Annotated in this window: 21 protein-coding genes, 1 other RNA gene and 2 pseudogenes; 19 read left to right on the forward strand and 5 right to left on the reverse strand. The window is 39.0% G+C overall.

Translation table 11 applies throughout. The annotated features are described in order from the left end of the window. Nucleotides 1-36: 36 nt before the first annotated feature. Nucleotides 37-1,080 (forward strand): ribonucleotide-diphosphate reductase subunit beta, encoded by a 1,044-nt coding sequence (locus tag ACOAOT_RS07195; RefSeq protein WP_420216662.1) that lies wholly within the window; start codon nucleotides 37-39, stop codon nucleotides 1,078-1,080. A gap of 75 nt (nucleotides 1,081-1,155) precedes the next feature. Next, nucleotides 1,156-1,498: a transfer-messenger RNA gene (gene ssrA / locus ACOAOT_RS07200) on the forward strand. Nucleotides 1,499-1,611: 113 nt separating this feature from the next. Here ssrA and ACOAOT_RS07205 read toward each other — a convergent pair. Continuing rightward, entirely contained in the window at nucleotides 1,612-1,896 is a 285-nt protein-coding gene (locus tag ACOAOT_RS07205) for a putative quinol monooxygenase (protein WP_420216364.1), read from the reverse strand. Between the two features lie 169 nt (nucleotides 1,897-2,065). Here ACOAOT_RS07205 and ACOAOT_RS07210 point away from each other — a divergent pair, with 169 nt between their 5' ends. After that, complete coding sequence (locus ACOAOT_RS07210) at nucleotides 2,066-2,764, forward strand: MBL fold metallo-hydrolase (protein ID WP_420216365.1); 699 nt, start codon at nucleotides 2,066-2,068, stop codon at nucleotides 2,762-2,764. A 522-nt stretch (nucleotides 2,765-3,286) separates the two neighbouring features. On the opposite strand, the pseudogene ACOAOT_RS07215 reads toward ACOAOT_RS07210, so the two are convergent. Further along, nucleotides 3,287-3,568, reverse strand: a pseudogene (locus tag ACOAOT_RS07215) (transposase); the annotation flags it as partial. 91 nt (nucleotides 3,569-3,659) lie between these two features. Here ACOAOT_RS07215 and ACOAOT_RS07220 point away from each other — a divergent pair. From ACOAOT_RS07220 to ACOAOT_RS07235, 4 genes and pseudogenes are all read left to right on the forward strand, one after another. Continuing rightward, on the forward strand, nucleotides 3,660-4,625 hold the full coding sequence (locus ACOAOT_RS07220; protein WP_420216366.1) for an alpha/beta hydrolase: 966 nt from the start codon (nucleotides 3,660-3,662) through the stop codon (nucleotides 4,623-4,625). Nucleotides 4,626-4,847: 222 nt separating this feature from the next. After that, complete coding sequence (locus ACOAOT_RS07225; RefSeq protein ID WP_420216367.1) at nucleotides 4,848-5,900, forward strand: NAD(P)-dependent alcohol dehydrogenase; 1,053 nt, start codon at nucleotides 4,848-4,850, stop codon at nucleotides 5,898-5,900. A 95-nt stretch (nucleotides 5,901-5,995) separates the two neighbouring features. Then, nucleotides 5,996-6,439, forward strand: coding sequence for a GNAT family N-acetyltransferase (locus tag ACOAOT_RS07230; protein WP_420216368.1), 444 nt, complete (start codon nucleotides 5,996-5,998; stop codon nucleotides 6,437-6,439). A gap of 146 nt (nucleotides 6,440-6,585) precedes the next feature. Then, a pseudogene (locus ACOAOT_RS07235) lies at nucleotides 6,586-6,921 on the forward strand (GNAT family N-acetyltransferase); the annotation flags it as partial. Between the two features lie 47 nt (nucleotides 6,922-6,968). On the opposite strand, the gene ACOAOT_RS07240 reads toward ACOAOT_RS07235, so the two are convergent. Next, complete coding sequence (locus ACOAOT_RS07240) at nucleotides 6,969-7,286, reverse strand: hypothetical protein (protein ID WP_420216369.1); 318 nt, start codon at nucleotides 7,284-7,286, stop codon at nucleotides 6,969-6,971. Between the two features lie 172 nt (nucleotides 7,287-7,458). Between ACOAOT_RS07240 and ACOAOT_RS07245 the strand changes: the two genes are divergently transcribed. From ACOAOT_RS07245 to ACOAOT_RS07285, 9 genes are all read left to right on the forward strand, one after another. Continuing rightward, complete coding sequence (locus tag ACOAOT_RS07245) at nucleotides 7,459-7,845, forward strand: VOC family protein (protein WP_420216370.1); 387 nt, start codon at nucleotides 7,459-7,461, stop codon at nucleotides 7,843-7,845. A 98-nt stretch (nucleotides 7,846-7,943) separates the two neighbouring features. Next, nucleotides 7,944-8,327 carry a VOC family protein gene (locus ACOAOT_RS07250; RefSeq protein WP_420216371.1) on the forward strand — a complete coding sequence of 128 codons (384 nt, stop codon included), beginning with the start codon at nucleotides 7,944-7,946 and terminating at the stop codon, nucleotides 8,325-8,327. A 535-nt stretch (nucleotides 8,328-8,862) separates the two neighbouring features. After that, nucleotides 8,863-9,435 carry a glycerol-3-phosphate responsive antiterminator gene (locus tag ACOAOT_RS07255; RefSeq protein WP_420216372.1) on the forward strand — a complete coding sequence of 191 codons (573 nt, stop codon included), beginning with the start codon at nucleotides 8,863-8,865 and terminating at the stop codon, nucleotides 9,433-9,435. A 41-nt stretch (nucleotides 9,436-9,476) separates the two neighbouring features. Beyond that, nucleotides 9,477-10,466, forward strand: coding sequence for a dihydroxyacetone kinase subunit DhaK (gene dhaK / locus ACOAOT_RS07260; RefSeq protein WP_420216373.1), 990 nt, complete (start codon nucleotides 9,477-9,479; stop codon nucleotides 10,464-10,466). Nucleotides 10,467-10,484: 18 nt separating this feature from the next. Continuing rightward, complete coding sequence (gene dhaL, locus ACOAOT_RS07265; RefSeq protein WP_420216374.1) at nucleotides 10,485-11,105, forward strand: dihydroxyacetone kinase subunit DhaL; 621 nt, start codon at nucleotides 10,485-10,487, stop codon at nucleotides 11,103-11,105. Nucleotides 11,106-11,118: 13 nt separating this feature from the next. After that, nucleotides 11,119-11,499, forward strand: coding sequence for a dihydroxyacetone kinase phosphoryl donor subunit DhaM (gene dhaM / locus ACOAOT_RS07270; protein WP_420216375.1), 381 nt, complete (start codon nucleotides 11,119-11,121; stop codon nucleotides 11,497-11,499). A gap of 51 nt (nucleotides 11,500-11,550) precedes the next feature. Further along, complete coding sequence (gene glpK / locus ACOAOT_RS07275) at nucleotides 11,551-13,044, forward strand: glycerol kinase GlpK (protein WP_420216376.1); 1,494 nt, start codon at nucleotides 11,551-11,553, stop codon at nucleotides 13,042-13,044. Between the two features lie 40 nt (nucleotides 13,045-13,084). Then, nucleotides 13,085-13,795 (forward strand): MIP/aquaporin family protein, encoded by a 711-nt coding sequence (locus ACOAOT_RS07280; protein ID WP_420216377.1) that lies wholly within the window; start codon nucleotides 13,085-13,087, stop codon nucleotides 13,793-13,795. Nucleotides 13,796-13,961: 166 nt separating this feature from the next. After that, nucleotides 13,962-14,459 (forward strand): YcxB family protein, encoded by a 498-nt coding sequence (locus ACOAOT_RS07285; protein ID WP_420216378.1) that lies wholly within the window; start codon nucleotides 13,962-13,964, stop codon nucleotides 14,457-14,459. A 56-nt stretch (nucleotides 14,460-14,515) separates the two neighbouring features. Here ACOAOT_RS07285 and ACOAOT_RS07290 read toward each other — a convergent pair whose 3' ends face one another. Then, on the reverse strand, nucleotides 14,516-14,788 hold the full coding sequence (locus tag ACOAOT_RS07290; protein WP_491711666.1) for a GNAT family N-acetyltransferase: 273 nt from the start codon (nucleotides 14,786-14,788) through the stop codon (nucleotides 14,516-14,518). Nucleotides 14,789-15,187: 399 nt separating this feature from the next. Here ACOAOT_RS07290 and ACOAOT_RS07295 point away from each other — a divergent pair, with 399 nt between their 5' ends. Together ACOAOT_RS07295 and ACOAOT_RS07300 are read left to right on the forward strand one after the other, a co-directional pair. Then, nucleotides 15,188-15,562 carry a nuclear transport factor 2-like protein gene (locus ACOAOT_RS07295; RefSeq protein WP_420216379.1) on the forward strand — a complete coding sequence of 125 codons (375 nt, stop codon included), beginning with the start codon at nucleotides 15,188-15,190 and terminating at the stop codon, nucleotides 15,560-15,562. A 127-nt stretch (nucleotides 15,563-15,689) separates the two neighbouring features. Beyond that, nucleotides 15,690-16,022: a DUF1801 domain-containing protein gene (locus tag ACOAOT_RS07300; protein ID WP_420216380.1), complete on the forward strand. Its 333-nt coding sequence runs from the start codon at nucleotides 15,690-15,692 to the stop codon at nucleotides 16,020-16,022. 13 nt (nucleotides 16,023-16,035) lie between these two features. Here the strand turns inward: ACOAOT_RS07300 and ACOAOT_RS07305 are convergent, their stop codons facing one another. Next, nucleotides 16,036-16,206 (reverse strand): hypothetical protein, encoded by a 171-nt coding sequence (locus ACOAOT_RS07305; RefSeq protein ID WP_277407248.1) that lies wholly within the window; start codon nucleotides 16,204-16,206, stop codon nucleotides 16,036-16,038. Between the two features lie 114 nt (nucleotides 16,207-16,320). Between ACOAOT_RS07305 and ACOAOT_RS07310 the strand changes: the two genes are divergently transcribed. Further along, nucleotides 16,321-17,520, forward strand: coding sequence for a winged helix-turn-helix domain-containing protein (locus ACOAOT_RS07310; protein ID WP_420216381.1), 1,200 nt, complete (start codon nucleotides 16,321-16,323; stop codon nucleotides 17,518-17,520).

Raw genomic sequence — 17,520 nt, forward strand, 5'->3', positions numbered from 1 at the left:
AATAAGACAATAAAAAGGAGAGTGGAACCAGAACCCATGGAACAGTTAAAGAAAAGACCTCTATTTAATCCGGAAGGATCCGTGGAAGTAAGAGATCGGCGCATGATCAATGGCAATACCACCAATCTCAATGATTTTAACAACATGAAATACGGCTGGGTAAGTGACTGGTATCGTCAGGCCATGAATAATTTCTGGATACCGGAGGAGATTAATCTGCTAAGAGACAGCAAGGATTATCCCCTTTTAAGTCCCGGTGAGCGCAGGGCGTATGATAAGATTTTATCATTTCTGGTGTTTTTAGACAGCATCCAGACAGCCAACTTACCGGCCATCAGCGAATATATAACCGCCAATGAGATCAATCTCTGCCTGGCAATTCAGACCTTTCAGGAGGCGGTTCACAGTCAGAGCTACAGCTATATGTTGGATACCATCTGTGAACCCCAGACGAGAAATGAGGTTTTGTATCAGTGGAAGAATGATCCTCATCTGCTGGCACGAAACACTTTTATCGGAGATCTGTATAATGAATTTCAGAAAGACAAGAGCAGCCGGGCATTTTTGAAAGCAGTGGTTGCCAACTTTATTCTGGAAGGAATCTATTTTTACAGTGGTTTTATGTTCTTCTACAATCTGGGACGGAATCATAAAATGACAGGTTCCTCTCAGGAGATCCGCTATATTAACCGGGATGAGAATACGCACCTATGGCTGTTTCGCAACATCATTCTGGAACTGAAAAAGGAAGAACCCCAGCTGTTTACTCCGGAATGCGTCAGTGAGTACCGGAGCATGATCAAAGAAGGGTGTGAGCAGGAAATCGCATGGGGGATCTATGCTATCGGCGATGATGTTCCTGGATTGACAAAGGAAATGATCACAGATTACATCATGTATCTGGGAAATTTCCGGTGTGAAAGTCTTGGCTGGGAGCGGATTTATGAGGGGCATAAAAGAGAGCCGGAGAGTATGTCCTGGGTCAGCCAGTATAGCAACGCAAATTTAATAAAAACTGATTTTTTTGAAGCAAGAAGCACAGCATATGCAAAGAGCAGCGCCCTGATTGACGATCTGTAAATGGAACACAGTGGATGTTGACATTTATTTTTTTTCGTGATACTATGATAATGCTCGCTTGAAGAGTACCAGTCAGGGGCAGTACTGGTTTCGACAGGGGCTATGCAGCTGGTGAAGCTATCCGTATGCGATGCGTTAAATGGCAAACCTAAATATAAACGCTAACAATAATAAATTAGCTTTAGCTGCTTAATGCAGCTTGTCGGCCTTAGAGCACTCACACTTTAAGATCCCGGCATCGACTATGTGAGAAACGACGTATGCAAAGCTTTGAGTATGCGGATGTATTATGAAGCTACTAAAGCAGTCAGGGTGTTAGTTCCCGGGCTGTGGAGGGAATGTCAATGAACTAACTATGATAGTAGAAGAACAGGGAATTGGTTTTTGGACACGGGTTCAAATCCCGTCTGCTCCACTCGAAAAAGTCTAGTAAATACTAGGCTTTTTTATTTTTGTGTTTCATATCATGTTGCATAAGGAGTGCAGATGTTAAAGGAATTTTCGAAAATTAATCAACATCTGCACTATAGGCTAAAATAATTTTTTATATATTAGAACTGGTAATTCTTTTTCAAATAAAGAAAGTTGTTCAACTAAGGTGATGAAATGTGGCGTCTGAGTATGACGCTGCAAAGCCTCCGTATTCTCCCATTCTTCAATTAAAGTTAAGCTATTGGGATTATTTAGTTCTTGAAATAATTCATAAGCAATACAGCCAGTTTCTTTTACGGTTTCAGCAACCAGATGCTTATAGATTTCTAATGCGTCAGATAAATGATTTTCTTTTATGACGCTTCTTGCAATTACTTTAATCATATTTTTCTCCTGATATAATTTTCTCTTTAAGCTTAACATAAAAGAATAATATAATATACTCAATATTAACTTAAACTGATATTTGGTTAATTTATTGTACATATTGATAGTTAGTAAGTTTAATGCTATCCTTAATTTAGAAAACAAAGATATAACGAAGGGGTAATTTATGAATGAGCTATTATTTTTGGGTAGAGGTTCAGGATATCATTCTACAGAATCCAATACATCAGCATATATTAAAGAGAATGAAACATTATTATTAATTGACTGTGGAGAAACGGTATTTAAGAAAATCTTAGAGAAAAATTTAATGGACGGAGTTAAAGAAGTTCATGTACTAATAACACATATGCACTCAGACCATATAGGGTCATTAGGAGGATTTATTGGATTTTGTTATTGGAAATATAAAATATCAACAAAAGTATACTTTAATGAAAAAGATAAAATAAAGGTGTTTTTAGATTTATTGGGCCTAAAAGAAAATGAAAGTTTCGAATTACTAAACCCCAATGAGAATAGAATAGAATCTTTAAGTCTGAATATAGATTCAAAAATAACCAAACATGTTAAATCACTTAATACTTATTCGTATATTTTAGAATTTGATATAGGAAATAGTATTTTTTATAGTGGAGATACCTATGAGACTAATATCAATATCATCAATTTTTTAAATCTTGGAAATATAGTATATCATGATGCATGCATAGATGATTCAAAAGATAGTGTTCATACATCACTAAGAAAGTTATGTGAATTAGTACCTAAAGAATATAGAAGTCAGGTTTATTGCATTCATATAGATGGAGAAAATTTTGATGAGGAAGCGAATAAACAAGGTTTCAGAATGGTCAATATATAAGCTTTTAGATGGGAGATCATTTCTGCAGTATGAGAAGGTGGCCAATCCCGTCTCTTTTCTTTTCCTGCCTGTAGTGGTATGCTGAAGAGGGAGGGGAGTATATGTTATTAATGATACTTAATATAATTAACATAGTATTATTTTTTTCAATCATTGTTGAAGCGATTAAATATTATAAAAAAAATAAGAAGAATAAAAAGAAGTAGAGACGGTCAACCCCATCTTTTTTCTTTAACAGCTATCAGTGTAATCATGTAAAGGGGAGGCGAGAATATGCTGGAAATATTAATTGATGTGATTGGTTTGTTAATTATTGTTTCCATTGTGGTAGAGGCAGTTAAATATTATAAGAAAACTAAAAAGAAATGATCAACCCAGCAGAGGCACCCCGGTGTCTCTTTTTTGTATAATAGGAAAGTTCGACCTTAGTTTAACTTTTAAATAAAATAGCCCGCACAGAGGCGGGCACAACAAATAGACGGTGGCTAGAACAGGTCAATATAAATCAAATTCATCGTCATAATATCGGCTGATATATTTGATTACAGTATCGGTATCGGAGAGATTGGGTCTGGCATAAATGTAAGAAATCAGGCAATGAATGTGAGGATTCCATTCCAGAGATCGTCCGAAGGTGTGGAGAACACAAATAAAGCCGGGGACAAAGTTTTTGGATTTGTTTATGTTATGAAACATTCGTAAAACAACACTGTGGACAGCCTGAAAAAGACAGTCCAGGAGAGAACGGTCGTCTGAAAACAAATGTCGGAGTTCATCATCAATGGTAAAGATTAGAATATAATGAATTAATGCACATTAAATCATTATATTGTTAGTTAGTAAGTATTGTGGTATTCTACTCATTAATATTATTTATAATTTGCGAGGTAAAAAAATGAATGAAAAGTCCTTTGTAGAAATTAATGGGTTAAAGCAAGGCATGTTTTTGCAGAGTGAAAATACAGAAAACCCTGTGTTGCTATATTTACATGGAGGACCTGGCTCACCTGAAATAGCATTTGCTGAAAGATTAACGACTGGCTTAGAAAAGCTCTTTACTGTTTGCTGGTGGGAACAAAGAGGTAGTGGAATATCATATAACCGTAAAATTACTCCGAAAGAAATGACACTTGAACAGATGGTTTCGGACACGATTGAAGTGACGCATTATTTACGCAATCGATTTGGAAAAGAAAAGATATATATCATGGGGCATTCATGGGGGTCTTTGTTGGGTGTGATAACAGTTAAGCAACAGCCTGAGCTATTTCATGCTTATATAGGCATTGGACAAATAGCACAACAGGTGCGATCAGAACGTTTGGCATATACATATATGCTGGAGGAATTTTGCAAATCAAACGATAAAAAAATGATACGACAATTAAAAAAATTTCCAATTGAAACTGGTGGAGATATTAGCTTGAAATATCTTGCTGGAGTGCGGAGTGAAGGCATGAATAAGCTTGGTATTGGTGTTATGCGAAGCATGCCATCAATGTTGGGTTTTGTTGCAATTGTGCTTAAATGTAAGGGATATACTTTAGGTGAAAAGTTCAAATTTTCGCTAGGTAGTATCTTTTCCCTAAAATGTTTGTGTGATTGTATGATTCAAATGGATTTAATAAAGCAGGTTCCCTGTTTGCAGGTGCCCGTATATATTTTCCAAGGCAGGCACGACTATCAAGCATCTTACGTAGTTGCAAAGGATTTTGTAACAGCGCTAAAGGCCCCCATAAAAGGTTTTTACACTTTTGAAAATTCTGCACACAGCCCTTGCTTTGAAGAGCCTGAAAAGATGTGCAATATTTTACGCGATGATGTTTTACGAAATCAAGTAAGTTTATGTGACAAGATATAATCGTTTCATTTTATCGCGAGATATATACTGATATTCCCGCTGTTCTTCTTTACGGGTTCAAATCCCGCCTGCTCCACTTAAAAGAAAAGTCGACAAAAGTAATTTGGACGATTTTTTTGCCATTTTTCAATAAAGGATTAATTATTAAATAAGTAAAAAAATATTGATATAATTTTATCGATGTCATATACTCTTCTATATAATGAAAAGGAGGTATACATAATGAAAGGTTTTGGAATGCACTCTATTGAAAAAGCGGGATGGATTGAAAAAGAACGGCCGAAATGCGGGGCTTTAGACGCAATTATCCGCCCAATCGTACTCGCACCATGTTCCTCTGACAACCATCTTCTTCATGGTGGCTTCGGAGAACGTAATGAATTAATTCTTGGACATGAAGCTGTTGGTGAGATAGTAGAAGTGGGCAATCTGGTTAATAATTTTAAAACAGGTGATATGGTCGTTGTACCTTGCACGACTCCCAACTGGCTCGCTGAAAATGTACAAGGAGAATATAATGCACATGATGAAGGACTCATGAAAAGTTTTAAATTCCTGGGTTCCAAAGACGGCACTTTTGCGGAATATTTTCATGTTAATCAGGCAGATGCCAATCTGGTCCTTCTGCCAGAAAACGTATTGCCGGAGGCTGCTCTCATGACAGTGGACATGATGTCCACTGGTTTTCATGGTGTAGAAAACGCAAATGTGAGATTTGGTGATAAGGTTGTTGTAATCGGAATAGGCCCTGTTGGACTTATGGCAGTTGCAGGAGCCAAACTGCAGGGTGCCGGTCAGTTGATTGCAATTGGTACTCGTCCTAATTGTGTTAAAATTGCAAAGGAATACGGAGCAACAGACATTGTAAGCTACAAAGATGGCGATATCGTAAAACAGGTACTTGAATTAACCAAAGGCGGTGCTGATTCTGTCATTATTGCAGGAGGAAGCGGCGATATTCTCCGGCAGGCAGTTGAAATGACGGTTCCGGGTGGATATATTTCCAATGTAAATTTCTTTGACGCTCAGGACGTGCTCTCTATGCCAACATCATCATGGGGTCTTGGCATGGCCGATAAAACTATTCGTGGAGGATTCTGTCCTGGTGGTGCCCGACGAATTAGAAAATTGCTTAATTTAGTTGAATATAATAGGATAGATACAACAAAACTGATCACACATCGATATAATGGCTTATCAAAAATAGAAGATGCTTTTTATTTAATGGATCAAAAGCCAAAGGATCTGATTAAACCTGTAGTTTTTATTAATTAACACCCGTAAGGTTCACTGGAAAAGTCTGATGTTATCCAGACTTTTCCAGTTTCAGTGTGTCCGGCGGACACTCGTTATCAAGAGAGAGAGTAAATATGAAATTGATTGAAGTAAAAGAATTAAATACGGTACTAACAAAGCAACTTTTTGAAGTCTGGGACAAATCGGTTCGAGAAACACATTTATTTTTATCTGATTCAGAGATTAAAAATATATCCAGGTATATTCCACAGGCTTTGAGTTCAATCGCTCATTTGATTGTTGCATGTAATGATGAAAATAATCCTGTTGCATTTATGGGAATTGAAGATAGAAAATTAGAAATGCTTTTTGTAACCCCCGGGTATCGTGGAAAGGGTTTAGGAAAACAGCTGATCCAGTATGGGATAGAGAATTATTCCATAAATGAATTAGGAGTGAATGAACAAAACCCGCAAGCGAAAGCGTTCTATAAACATATGGGATTTCAGGTTTATAAAAGAACTGACACGGATGAGCAGGGGAATCCTTATCCGATTTTATATATGCGATTGGTTTAAAATTCAAGGAGGCTATCTGAATGAATTACAGAAAAGGTAATTTAGAAGATTGTAAAGCAGTCCATTCTTTAATATGTGATATGGAAAATAGGGAACTTCCCTATGACAGGTTTTATACAATCTAACAGGATCAGTTAAGTGACTGCCACTATTATTGTTTGGTCTGTGAACAGGACAGCGCAGTGATTGGTGTTTTGAACTTACGTTTTGAAGCACAGCTGCATCATACAGAACATATCGCGGAGATCCTTGAATTTGCAGTTGCAGATACATACAGAAACAAAGGTATTGGAAAAGAAATGTTTTCCAAAAGCTGCCAGATTGCAAAAATTAACGGCTGTTCACAAATTGAGGTGGCCTGCAACCAATTGCGAGAGAATACCCATCATTTTTATAAAAGAGAGGGTATGAATAACTTCCATTTTAAATTTTCTAAACGTTTATTCGAAGACAGTGCTCAGCAGAACTCTATCGGAAAATAAATATAATACGAAGGTAATGAAACAGAACAAAAATGAGATTCATCAGTTTACTGATTTTTTCTGTAACGTAATAACAACGTGACTAAGTTGAGCATGATTGTGACTACAAGGAGCAATCCAGTAATTGAAACCACTCCGCCTGAAGTATCCATAAGTGCAGACAAGTCATTTATTTTTACCAGATGATCAGTATACAGGATTTGCATATATAGAGAAATCCCACAGGCACTAATGCTTGTTATGGAAAATATAACCCATTTACGATTGCTGGCTTTATTATATTGTACCAGGTTAATAACAGGAAGTGTCCATGCAATGAGCCCCAATATAAGGCTTGCTATATTCAGCCAACCAGCATCTAACATAGTGTTCTCCTTTCAACGTAAGTTTCAATCATATGGTAGTATTATAACACTGAATTGTCAATAGTTTTTAAAGCGGCCTTTGATTTGACTTAATATTGATAATTGGTTAATTTAATGGTAGTCTATTAATAAAGGATACTTCATTTAGACGATATAATAGGGAGGGTTATGTATGGAGAAGACACTTTATTCAATACTGGCTGTGTTTCCCACACCAGATATCGAAAAGACCGCTGAATTTTATAATGAAGTTATGGGATTTAGAGTGGTTAAATATTTAGAGGTAAAGGAGCCTCATATTTGCCTTTACCGTGATCGTGTGGAAATAGTTTTGACGAAAGCAAATACCGACAAAGTTTACACGAACAGGGAACTGTATGGTTACGGGGAAGATTCTTATTTTATTACGGATAATCAGGAAGAATTGCAAAATGAATTTATAAGCAAAGGCGCTAAAATTGTTCGTCCACTAAAGATGACAGATTACAATAATTTCGAATTTGTGTTAGAAGACATAGATGGGCGGTGGATTGCTTTTGGTATGAAGCAAAAACAGTAGTCGCTAAAACTCAACGTTATTTCTAATTATCATTAAGGTTTCAAGTATTCGCCTTCTTTGTTACTATGAAAGAAATTAAGAGGAGGCAGTAAACTGAAATGAGCATAAAATTAAAAACAGTAATTTTAGAATGCCAGGATATACCCCAATTAGTGTCTTTCTACACAAGTCTTTTACATTGGCAGGTAGTATATGAATTAGAAACATTTGTAGGAATACACTCCGATGAAGACGAAATGGGAATCGCTTTTCAGTATGATGAAAATTATATTCCCCCCACCTGGCCTACCAGGCCGGGACAGCAACAGATGATGGCGCATTTGGATTTTGCTGTAGCGGATAAGCGTGAGCTAAAGGAAGCAGTGGAAAAAGCCATTATATTAGGTGCAAAAATAGCAGATGAACAGTATGGTGGTGAAGAATGGATTACTATGCTGGACCCAGCCGGTCATCCGTTTTGTTTTGTTGTATGGAATCATTAAAAGTAAGTGATATAGCGTGTAGATTATTTTATTAGTGCAGAGTTCTCGTTATAAGCAATCACTTCATAGGATCCCTTCATGCTAAAATTACCCTTACAAGTCAACAATGTGAAACTAATAACGAAGGTAACGCACATTTAGTCTTATCCTGTTGATAATCACAGAGATTTAACTGTTTTTTTGTAGGATACATTCAATCACGTGACGGTACAAACCCGTTGAAACTGGTAGAAAACAGTCAAATGGCATGTATTAATTTGCAAAAAACCGAAAATAAACTATGCAATATGTATATAAAAAGAATTATGTTAAATAAAAAACAATGCAATATATATAACAAAATCAAAATAATTTAAAATAAATATTGCAATATGCACAAATATGTGCTATATTGTATATAAGTAAAATCCTAGAGAGAAGAGTGCAGATACGGCAGCAGAAATGCTGATTAGTCGTTATGCACTCTTTTTTTTGAAAGAAAAAATAAATTCATATTTACAAAAGCTGGTCAATAGACAAGTAAGGAGTGTTGAAGGTGGACAACAAATTATGGACTGTTATTGAAAACAACCCTATCATTGCTGCAGTAAAAGATATGGCTGGCTTAAAGAAATGTGCAGAATCAGATGTTAAAGTAATTTTCATATTATTTGGAGACGTTTGCAATATCAGTGAGATCGTAGACGAAGTGAAAAAAGAAGATAACATCATTATGGTACATATGGACTTGCTGGTTGGCTTAAGTGGAAAGGAGGCTGCTGTTGATTTTATCAAAACGCATACAAAGGCAGATGGAATTATAACCACCAAACAGTCTCTGATCCAGCGGGCAAAAGAGATTGGACTATATACGGTACTGAGATATTTTGTGATTGATTCCATGGCTCTGGTGAATATTGAAAAGCAGAATGTCTCCTGTGGGGTACATCCGGATGTCATTGAGATCTTGCCGGGAGTTATGCCAAAAGTAATAAAGAAGATCTGTAAAATCAGCAAAGTGCCTGTAATTGCTGGCGGGCTGATTTCGGATAAAGAAGATGTGATGTCAGCGTTAGGAAGCGGTGCACTTTCCATATCAACCTCTGACCAGGCGGTATGGTTTATGTAGCGAAAAAGAAACTGTTTTTAATTGTGAGGAGGTAGTTAAAGATGAAGAAGTTCATGAATGACGTGAACCAGGCAGAGAACGAGATGATTTTGGGACTTGTTAAAGCATATCCAAAGGATTTACGAAAGCTTGACTGCGGTAATGTTGTAGTCCGAAGAAATAAAAAAGAACATAAGGTTGCACTGATCAGCGGCGGCGGAAGCGGGCACGAGCCTGCCCATGCAGGATATGTAGGAACTGGAATGCTTGATGCGGCCGTGGCAGGAGCAGTATTTACCTCCCCCACTCCCGACCAGATTTATGAAGGGATCAAAGCAATTGCAAATGATGCCGGTGTATTAATGGTGATTAAAAATTACACCGGTGATGTAATGAATTTTGAAATGGCAGCAGAAATGGCGGAGGCTGAGGGAATTCTGGTAAAACAGGTAATTGTAAATGATGATGTAGCTGTAAAAGACAGTTTATACACCGTAGGCAGAAGAGGTGTGGCTGGCACAGTGTTTGTACATAAAATAGCGGGAGCTGCAGCTGAGAGGGGAGATGATCTGGGTCAGGTTCAGGAAACAGCCAATAAAGTAATCGCTAATGTCCGTACAATGGGGGCAGCAATCCGTCCCTGTACCGTACCCGCCGCAGGTAAGCCGGGATTTGAGCTGGCAGAGGATGAGATGGAGGTCGGGATTGGAATTCATGGCGAGCCCGGTACTCACCGGGAGAAAATAAAAACAGCCAATGAAATCGTAGATCTGCTCCTTGATAAAATACTTGCTGATATTGATTATGAGGGAAGCGAAGTGGCGGTTATGGTTAATGGCTCCGGCGCGACTCCTCTGATGGAACTGTTTATCATTAACAACCGGGTATCAGACGTTTTAAAAGAAAAAGGTATTTCTGTCTATAAGACTTACGTTGGCGAATACATGACCTCCATTGAGATGGAAGGATTTTCTGTTTCCCTGTTAAAATTAGATGCGCAGTTAAAATCGCTGTTAGATGAAAAAGCTGATACACCCGCATGGAAAGCATGATAATAATGGAGTGATGAGATGAACAAAGAAAAAATAATCCTGGTAATTGATCAGATGGCAGTTGCTATGGAAAAACAGAAAGAGTTTCTGACGGAGCTTGATAATGTGATTGGGGACGGGGACCACGGCATTAATATGGCAAGAGGTTTCTCAGAAGTAATCAAAAAAAGAGATTCACTGGCTAAGATGGATGCCGGTGATATGATTAAAAACCTTGGAATGATTTTGGTGTCTACGGTCGGAGGTGCCTCCGGTCCACTATATGGCACCGCTTTTATGAAAGCAGGAATGTTTCTAAAAGGGAAAGAAGAAGTTACGTTTCCCGATTTTTTAGAGGCTTTTGCCTGTGCCATTGATGGAGTAATGGCACGAGGAAAGGCGGCAGAGGGTGAAAAGACAATGCTTGATGCCATGCTGCCTGCAAAGCGTGCAATGGAACAGGAGTGGTCACTTTCCGGTGACGGGAAAAAGTCGCTGGAGGCAGGTCTTACTGCTGCCAGAGAGGGAATTGAGTATACAAAGACAATTATAGCAACAAAGGGAAGAGCAGCTTATCTTGGTGAACGCAGCATCGGCCATCAGGACCCCGGCGCAACGTCGTTTGTATTCCTTTTGGAAGCAATTGCTTCCCAGATGTGACAGGAGGGGATATATGGTTGGTTTTGTAATTGTATCCCATAGCCGGATGTTAGCAGAAAGTGTAGCTGATTTTACCAGGCTCATGGCGGAGCGTGTCACAGTTATTCCAGCCGGTGGGTTGGAGGATGGAAGTTTTGGCACCAGCTATCAGCTTATTTCAGATGCCATAGAAGAGGCGAATAGCGGAGACGGTGTTTTGGTGCTTATGGATATGGGAAGTGCCGTGATGACAACAGAAATGGTGTTGGAATCCATGGAGAATCACAAAGTAAAAATGGTTGACTGCCCGCTGGTGGAAGGTGCCGTTGCCGGAACCATTGCAGCAGCAGGTGGTCAGTCTTTGGAATTGATATACCGGAATCTGACAAAATCAGGATATGTAAACAAGTTTTAAAAGGTACGTAAAGTACTTATTAAATGAATAAATCAAAGGAGGGTATTATTGATGGCGAAGTACGTAATGGCTTTGGACTCAGGAACAACCAGCAACAGATGCATTTTATTTAACGAGATGGGTGAGATGTGCAGTGTGGCTCAAAAAGAGTTTACACAGTATTTCCCCAAACCCGGCTGGGTTGAACACGATGCGAATGAAATCTGGTCTTCCCAGTTAGGGGTAGCGGTTGAAGCAATGTCTAAGATTGGTGCAGTTGCTGAAGATATTGCTGCAATTGGTATCACAAATCAGAGAGAGACAACAATTGTCTGGGACAAAGCAACGGGAGAGCCGGTATATCATGCAATCGTATGGCAGTGCAGACGTACTTCTGAGTATTGTGACTCTTTAAAAGAAAAGGGACTCACCGATTCGTTCAGGCAAAAAACAGGTCTTATCATTGATGCTTATTTCTCAGGAACCAAGCTGAAATGGATTTTAGATAATGTGGAGGGGGTCAGAGAACGGGCCGAAGCAGGAGAACTGCTCTTTGGTACAGTGGAAACCTGGCTCATATGGAAGCTGACAAAGGGCAGAGTTCATGTGACGGATTATTCCAATGCATCAAGAACCATGTTATTTAATATACAGGAGCTGAAATGGGATCAGGATATCTTAAAAGAATTAAATATTCCGGAATGTATGCTTCCGGAAGCGAAGCCATCAAGCTTTGTGTACGGGGAATCCGATTCCCAGTACTTTGGCGGTCCGATCCCCATTGGCGGGGCAGCAGGAGACCAGCAGTCCGCTCTGTTTGGCCAGACCTGTTTTACAGCCGGAGAGGCTAAAAATACATACGGAACCGGATGTTTCCTCCTTATGAATACCGGAGAGAAGCCTGTATATTCGAAAAATGGATTGGTTACCACAATTGCCTGGGGTCTCGATGGAAAAGTGAATTATGCTCTGGAAGGATCCATTTTCGTGGCGGGTGCTGCCATACAGTGGCTTCGTGATGAGATGAAGCTGGTTGATTCCTCCCAGGATTCGGAGTATATGGCGAAAAAGGTAAAGGATACCAATGGCTGCTACGTAGTTCCTGCATTTACAGGACTTGGCGCGCCACACTGGGATCAATATGCCAGAGGAACCATTGTAGGTATCACACGAGGAGTCAACAAGTACCATATTATCCGGGCGACTCTTGAATCACTGGCTTTCCAGGTAAATGACGTAATAAGCGCTATGCAGGCAGACTCAGGCATCACCCTCAGCACATTAAAAGTGGATGGCGGAGCCAGTGCAAACAACTTCCTGATGCAGTTCCAGTCTGACATTATGGGAGCTCCGGTGCACAGGCCGGTGTGTGTAGAGACGACTGCCATGGGAGCTGCATACCTTGCAGGGCTTGCAGTGGGTTACTGGGAGAGTAAGGAAGCGGTTGTAAAGAACTGGCAGATTGACAAAGTATTCCAACCCGATATGGCCGAAGCTGAGAGAACAGAACTTGTAAATGGCTGGAATAAAGCTGTTAAATGTTCTTATGGCTGGGCAAAGGAATGATATCGTTTCTATAAACCGAGATTTCAGGAGGTAAGGGAGTATGTTGATTTTTATTTCAGAACTGATCGGTACCATGTTGCTGGTATTACTTGGTGATGGCGTAGTAGCAAACGTTACGTTAAATAAGTCGGGGATGAAAGGGGCCGGATCGGTCCAGATAACATTTGCATGGGGTCTTGCAGTTTTGCTGCCTGCCTTTATTTTCGGAGCATCTTCCGGAGCACATTTTAATCCTGCATTAACCATCGCCCTTGCGGCAGAGGGATCTGTAAGCTGGAATGTAGTTCCAACGTACATCATTGCACAATTACTTGGAGCATTTCTTGGAGCAACCCTGGTTTATGTGTTGTTTAAGGGACAGTTTGATCTTACAGAAGATACTGCAACAAAGCTGGGCGTGTTTTCTACAGGTCCATCTGTACCCAATACAGGACTGAATCTGTTAAGCGAAGCAGTCGGAACATTCGTGCTTGTTTTTGCAATCAAAGGCATTGGAAATGTGGCAAATTTAGCCCCAGGTGTCGATAAACTGCTTGTATTTGGTATCATTGTTTCCGTTGGCATGTCTCTTGGCGGTTTAACTGGATACGCCATTAATCCAGCCCGTGATTTAGGCCCCAGGATCGCCCATGCATTACTTCCCATTAAAGGAAAAGGTGATTCCAATTGGAAATATTCCTGGATACCGGTAGTAGGTCCTGTGATTGGTGCACTTGCAGCTGTGTTACTATTCAATGTAATTCCCTGGTAGAATAAAAATTAATATACAATACCGAAGTGAAATCGTAAGCCGGGTAACAGCGCAGGTCAATGCTGTTTTACCTGGCTTATCCTCATATGGGGGTACAATTTACATTGATTGTTGAAGATTTAGTTGATAAAATGAAAAGGTAAAATATAGATTCAAGGGGAGAAAGATGAAAAACCGATGTATACATACTCAAAAGGTCATGAAGGAATACCATTATGCAGTTATGCTGGATTATTACCGGAAGCTGATAATCTCGTTTATAATTGTGTACTTGTTGATTATTATTAATTTTGTCATGAGATTTATGAAGCACGACATTGGAGTGTTGACCATATTTAATATGGTTGCTCCAGTTTTTCTGGCAGGAGTATTGATTGCCAAGCTGGAAAAAGTGATTCAATTAAATCAGCGGCGTATGCAGGTAATGTATGGAAAGTATGGTTGTGAATGCATGGTTGAGTTTAATGACCTCATTCTGATTACTACAGAAAATAAAAATCAACGGGAGATTTCGTATCAACATATTTTAAAACATATAGAGACTAAAAATTTGATTATACTTATTATAGAAGGGCGAATGTTTATTCCTCTTGATAAAAAAGGTTTTATGGAAGGAGATGCAGAAAGCTTCATAAAATTCATAGATGGTAAAATGAAAAAATAAAGGCATAATATAAAAATAGCAGATCTGTTGTATCAGACCTGCTATTTTTATATTATTTATTTCAGCAAATCCTGATATTCCGGATGCTTTTCAAACCAGGTGATAGCATAGGAGCATGTAAGAACTGCTTTCTTTCCTTCCGATCGCAGATGATCTGCCGCCGCTTTCATCAGCTGACCTGCGATGCCCTGTCCTCTGAGAGAATCATCCACAAAGGTATGATTAATATTAACCGTGTTGTCATCTACGTCTGGAAATGTAACTTCAGCCAGCAGATTACTGTCTGAATGATAAAGTGCAATCTTATTAGGGGTGTAGGTAAAGTTCATATATAATACCTCCTGTCTTGTAATGAAATGATTATAACATTTCATGAAGAAAGGTTCAAGAAGTTCTCTATGTATTATGATTCATAACGAAATGAGGACAAAAAAAGAGCATCGTAGAAATTGGGGAAACGATGCTCCAAAGAAGAGTTATAGTAAGTATAACCTAAAAACATCATTATGTAAAGCTGAAAATATGTGAGATGTGTGTAAAATTTGTGAATATAACGTATTATTGTGATATTAGCTTATTCATAAAATAAATTATTTTATATGATGTTTTACTGAAATATTTTAATACCTTTTCTTTATAAAACATGACATACAGCTGTCTTTTTTTCTGTGATAAGATGATTTTATGTTCAATGAATTTTGGGCAGTCTGATACTGGAGGAATGAAGTATGAATGAAAGAAAAAGAATGAATCTTTATTGGAAGTATGTGGCGAAACAAAATGCAGATGAGCTTCTGAAATTTTTTCATGAGAAAGGGGTAATCCGCTGGCATTGTACAAATGAACAGTTCACTGTTCCAGAATTTATAAAAGCCAACTGTGAATATCCAGGGAGATGGAATGGTGAAATGGAACGAATGGAGCAGAATGGTGATCAGATTATTACTGCAGCTCATATCTGGTCTTCTGAGGTATCCTTCCATGTTGTTTCATTTTTTCAAGTGGAACAAGGTAAGATTCTACAGTTGGATGAGTATTGGGGTGATGATAGTGAAATTCCTGAATGGCGCCGGAACATGAGATTAGGCATGCCGATTCTATGAAATGTATTTTAATCCCTACTATTTGCTAATTTAAAGACAGTCAAGGGAATCACATGTACCGCTCCGGTAACTCTTCTTGACTGCGGGAGGTGTTGGAGTTAATATACTTAAAAAGGGGGTGTTTCTTATGAGTGAAGACATACAAAACTATATGAATAAGTACAGTGATGAAATAAAGCAGCTCTTTGTGAAAATAAGAGAACAGATTATGGAAAGCATACCATGTGAAGCAGAGGAGCGGCTGTGGGCCACATTACCAAGCTATTATGTGGGAGATAAGTTTGTCCGTCTTATTCCTTTTAAAGATCATATCAATATTGAGGCATCCGCATTATTGTCCCATAAAACCGACCTGGGGCAATATAAAATGACACCCAAAGGGATGCTCCAGATCTATTTGAATCAGGAACCTGTTTCTCTGCTTCAAACAATTTTTCAGGAAACGTTTATGGGGAAATAATCCTGATTATGTATTACAGTTTTTTTCTAAAAAATCCCTTTTGAAATAACATACCAAAGACAATTCCCATTGCTAATCCAATTAATAGATTATTAATTACTGAAGCACAGATTAAACCAACGCTGACACCCAGTACCAGACCGTTCTGATCAGAGTTATTTTTGTTAAAATATGAATTTGGCATTATGTATTACCCCTTACGTTTTTTTTCTATATTACATCAGTAATTACGCTAAGTACACTGGTATTTTCTGAGAGTAATACATATATAAGGGACATTTGCAAAGAGAGGGAAGAGATGGAAATGATATCATTTACAAAGAGACAGGCTTGCCGCTTTCTGCTTTTAAAGCAGGGTCTGCTTGGAGACTACCGGTTTGAGGGAAAGCAGGGAATTATGGAATTTATCCGTCAGGCAGGATGTATCCAGTTTGACCCAGTGGATGTGTGCGGTAAAAATGCTGAGTTGGTTTTGCAGTCACGAATAAAGCGGTTCTCTAAAGAAATGCTTTCTCATCTTTTATATCAGGACCGGGTACTAGTCGATTATTTTGATAAAAACTTATCAATTATTCCAGTTGGTGACTGGCCGTATTTTGAACGCTTCCGGGAGCAGCACCGGCAGTGGGAGAGAAGTCATGAGACAGTTCGTGGGGCTCGGGGGCAGGTGAGAAAACATATCGCAGATCACGGTCCGGTGTGTTCCGGGGATCTTGATATGCCGGATAAGGTGGACTGGTACTGGAGCCGTACCAAACTGTCCAGAGCAGTGCTTGAGCATATGTATTTTACCGGTGAGCTGGCTGTTCATCATAAAGTGGGATCCATCAAGTACTATGATCTGATTGAAAACTGTATTCCAAAGACAATTTTATCAGCCCCCGAGCCTTACCCGGATGAGCATGACCATCAGACGTGGCGTGTTTTACGCAGAATTGGCTCAGTGGGTCTGTTATGGGACAGGGCTTCTGATGCATGGCTGAACATCGGAGGGCTAAAATCAGCGGAGAGAAGCGCCGCCTTTACCCGGCTTCTCAGGGAACAGAAGATAGAAGCCGTTCATGTAGAAGGCATTAAAGAAGAACTTTATATGCTGGTGGAGGACATTCCCCTTGCCAGACAGTGTGAAGATCACACAAACTGGAAAAAAAGATGCGAATTTATTGCACCATTAGATAATTTAATGTGGGATCGAAAATTAATACAGGCACTTTTTGGATTTGATTATAAATGGGAGATTTACACACCGGCAGAAAAACGCAGATACGGTCACTATGTGCTGCCAGTCATTTACGGTGATCGTTTTATTGGCAGAATTGAGGCATCTGCTGATACGAAAAAACAGACATTGCTGGTAAAAAATATATGGTTTGAGCCAGATGTGAAACGGACGAAAAGGATGGATGAAGCCATTGATGCGGCAATCAGGAGATTTTCGTTATTTAATCAATGCAAAGATATTATAATGGAAAAATCAGGTCAGAATGGAGAGATATAA

It is taken from the genome of Lacrimispora struthionigena (assembly GCF_048627165.1).
GTDB lineage: Bacteria > Bacillota > Clostridia > Lachnospirales > Lachnospiraceae > Lacrimispora.

Bases quoted from the DNA above. Each gene is read 5' to 3' on its own strand.
- ACOAOT_RS07195 (WP_420216662.1), top strand. From the start codon at position 37: ATGGAACAGTTAAAGAAAAGACCTCTATTTAATCCGGAAGGATCCGTG.
- ACOAOT_RS07205 (WP_420216364.1), bottom strand. From the start codon at position 1,896: ATGATTAAAGTAATTGCAAGAAGCGTCATAAAAGAAAATCATTTATCT.
- ACOAOT_RS07210 (WP_420216365.1), top strand. From the start codon at position 2,066: ATGAATGAGCTATTATTTTTGGGTAGAGGTTCAGGATATCATTCTACA.
- ACOAOT_RS07220 (WP_420216366.1), top strand. From the start codon at position 3,660: ATGAATGAAAAGTCCTTTGTAGAAATTAATGGGTTAAAGCAAGGCATG.
- ACOAOT_RS07225 (WP_420216367.1), top strand. From the start codon at position 4,848: ATGAAAGGTTTTGGAATGCACTCTATTGAAAAAGCGGGATGGATTGAA.
- ACOAOT_RS07230 (WP_420216368.1), top strand. From the start codon at position 5,996: ATGAAATTGATTGAAGTAAAAGAATTAAATACGGTACTAACAAAGCAA.
- ACOAOT_RS07240 (WP_420216369.1), bottom strand. From the start codon at position 7,286: ATGTTAGATGCTGGTTGGCTGAATATAGCAAGCCTTATATTGGGGCTC.
- ACOAOT_RS07245 (WP_420216370.1), top strand. From the start codon at position 7,459: ATGGAGAAGACACTTTATTCAATACTGGCTGTGTTTCCCACACCAGAT.
- ACOAOT_RS07250 (WP_420216371.1), top strand. From the start codon at position 7,944: ATGAGCATAAAATTAAAAACAGTAATTTTAGAATGCCAGGATATACCC.
- dhaK (WP_420216373.1), top strand. From the start codon at position 9,477: ATGAAGAAGTTCATGAATGACGTGAACCAGGCAGAGAACGAGATGATT.
- dhaL (WP_420216374.1), top strand. From the start codon at position 10,485: ATGAACAAAGAAAAAATAATCCTGGTAATTGATCAGATGGCAGTTGCT.
- dhaM (WP_420216375.1), top strand. From the start codon at position 11,119: ATGGTTGGTTTTGTAATTGTATCCCATAGCCGGATGTTAGCAGAAAGT.
- glpK (WP_420216376.1), top strand. From the start codon at position 11,551: ATGGCGAAGTACGTAATGGCTTTGGACTCAGGAACAACCAGCAACAGA.
- ACOAOT_RS07280 (WP_420216377.1), top strand. From the start codon at position 13,085: ATGTTGATTTTTATTTCAGAACTGATCGGTACCATGTTGCTGGTATTA.
- ACOAOT_RS07285 (WP_420216378.1), top strand. From the start codon at position 13,962: ATGAAAAACCGATGTATACATACTCAAAAGGTCATGAAGGAATACCAT.
- ACOAOT_RS07290 (WP_491711666.1), bottom strand. From the start codon at position 14,788: ATGAACTTTACCTACACCCCTAATAAGATTGCACTTTATCATTCAGAC.
- ACOAOT_RS07295 (WP_420216379.1), top strand. From the start codon at position 15,188: ATGAATGAAAGAAAAAGAATGAATCTTTATTGGAAGTATGTGGCGAAA.
- ACOAOT_RS07300 (WP_420216380.1), top strand. From the start codon at position 15,690: ATGAGTGAAGACATACAAAACTATATGAATAAGTACAGTGATGAAATA.
- ACOAOT_RS07305 (WP_277407248.1), bottom strand. From the start codon at position 16,206: ATGCCAAATTCATATTTTAACAAAAATAACTCTGATCAGAACGGTCTG.
- ACOAOT_RS07310 (WP_420216381.1), top strand. From the start codon at position 16,321: ATGGAAATGATATCATTTACAAAGAGACAGGCTTGCCGCTTTCTGCTT.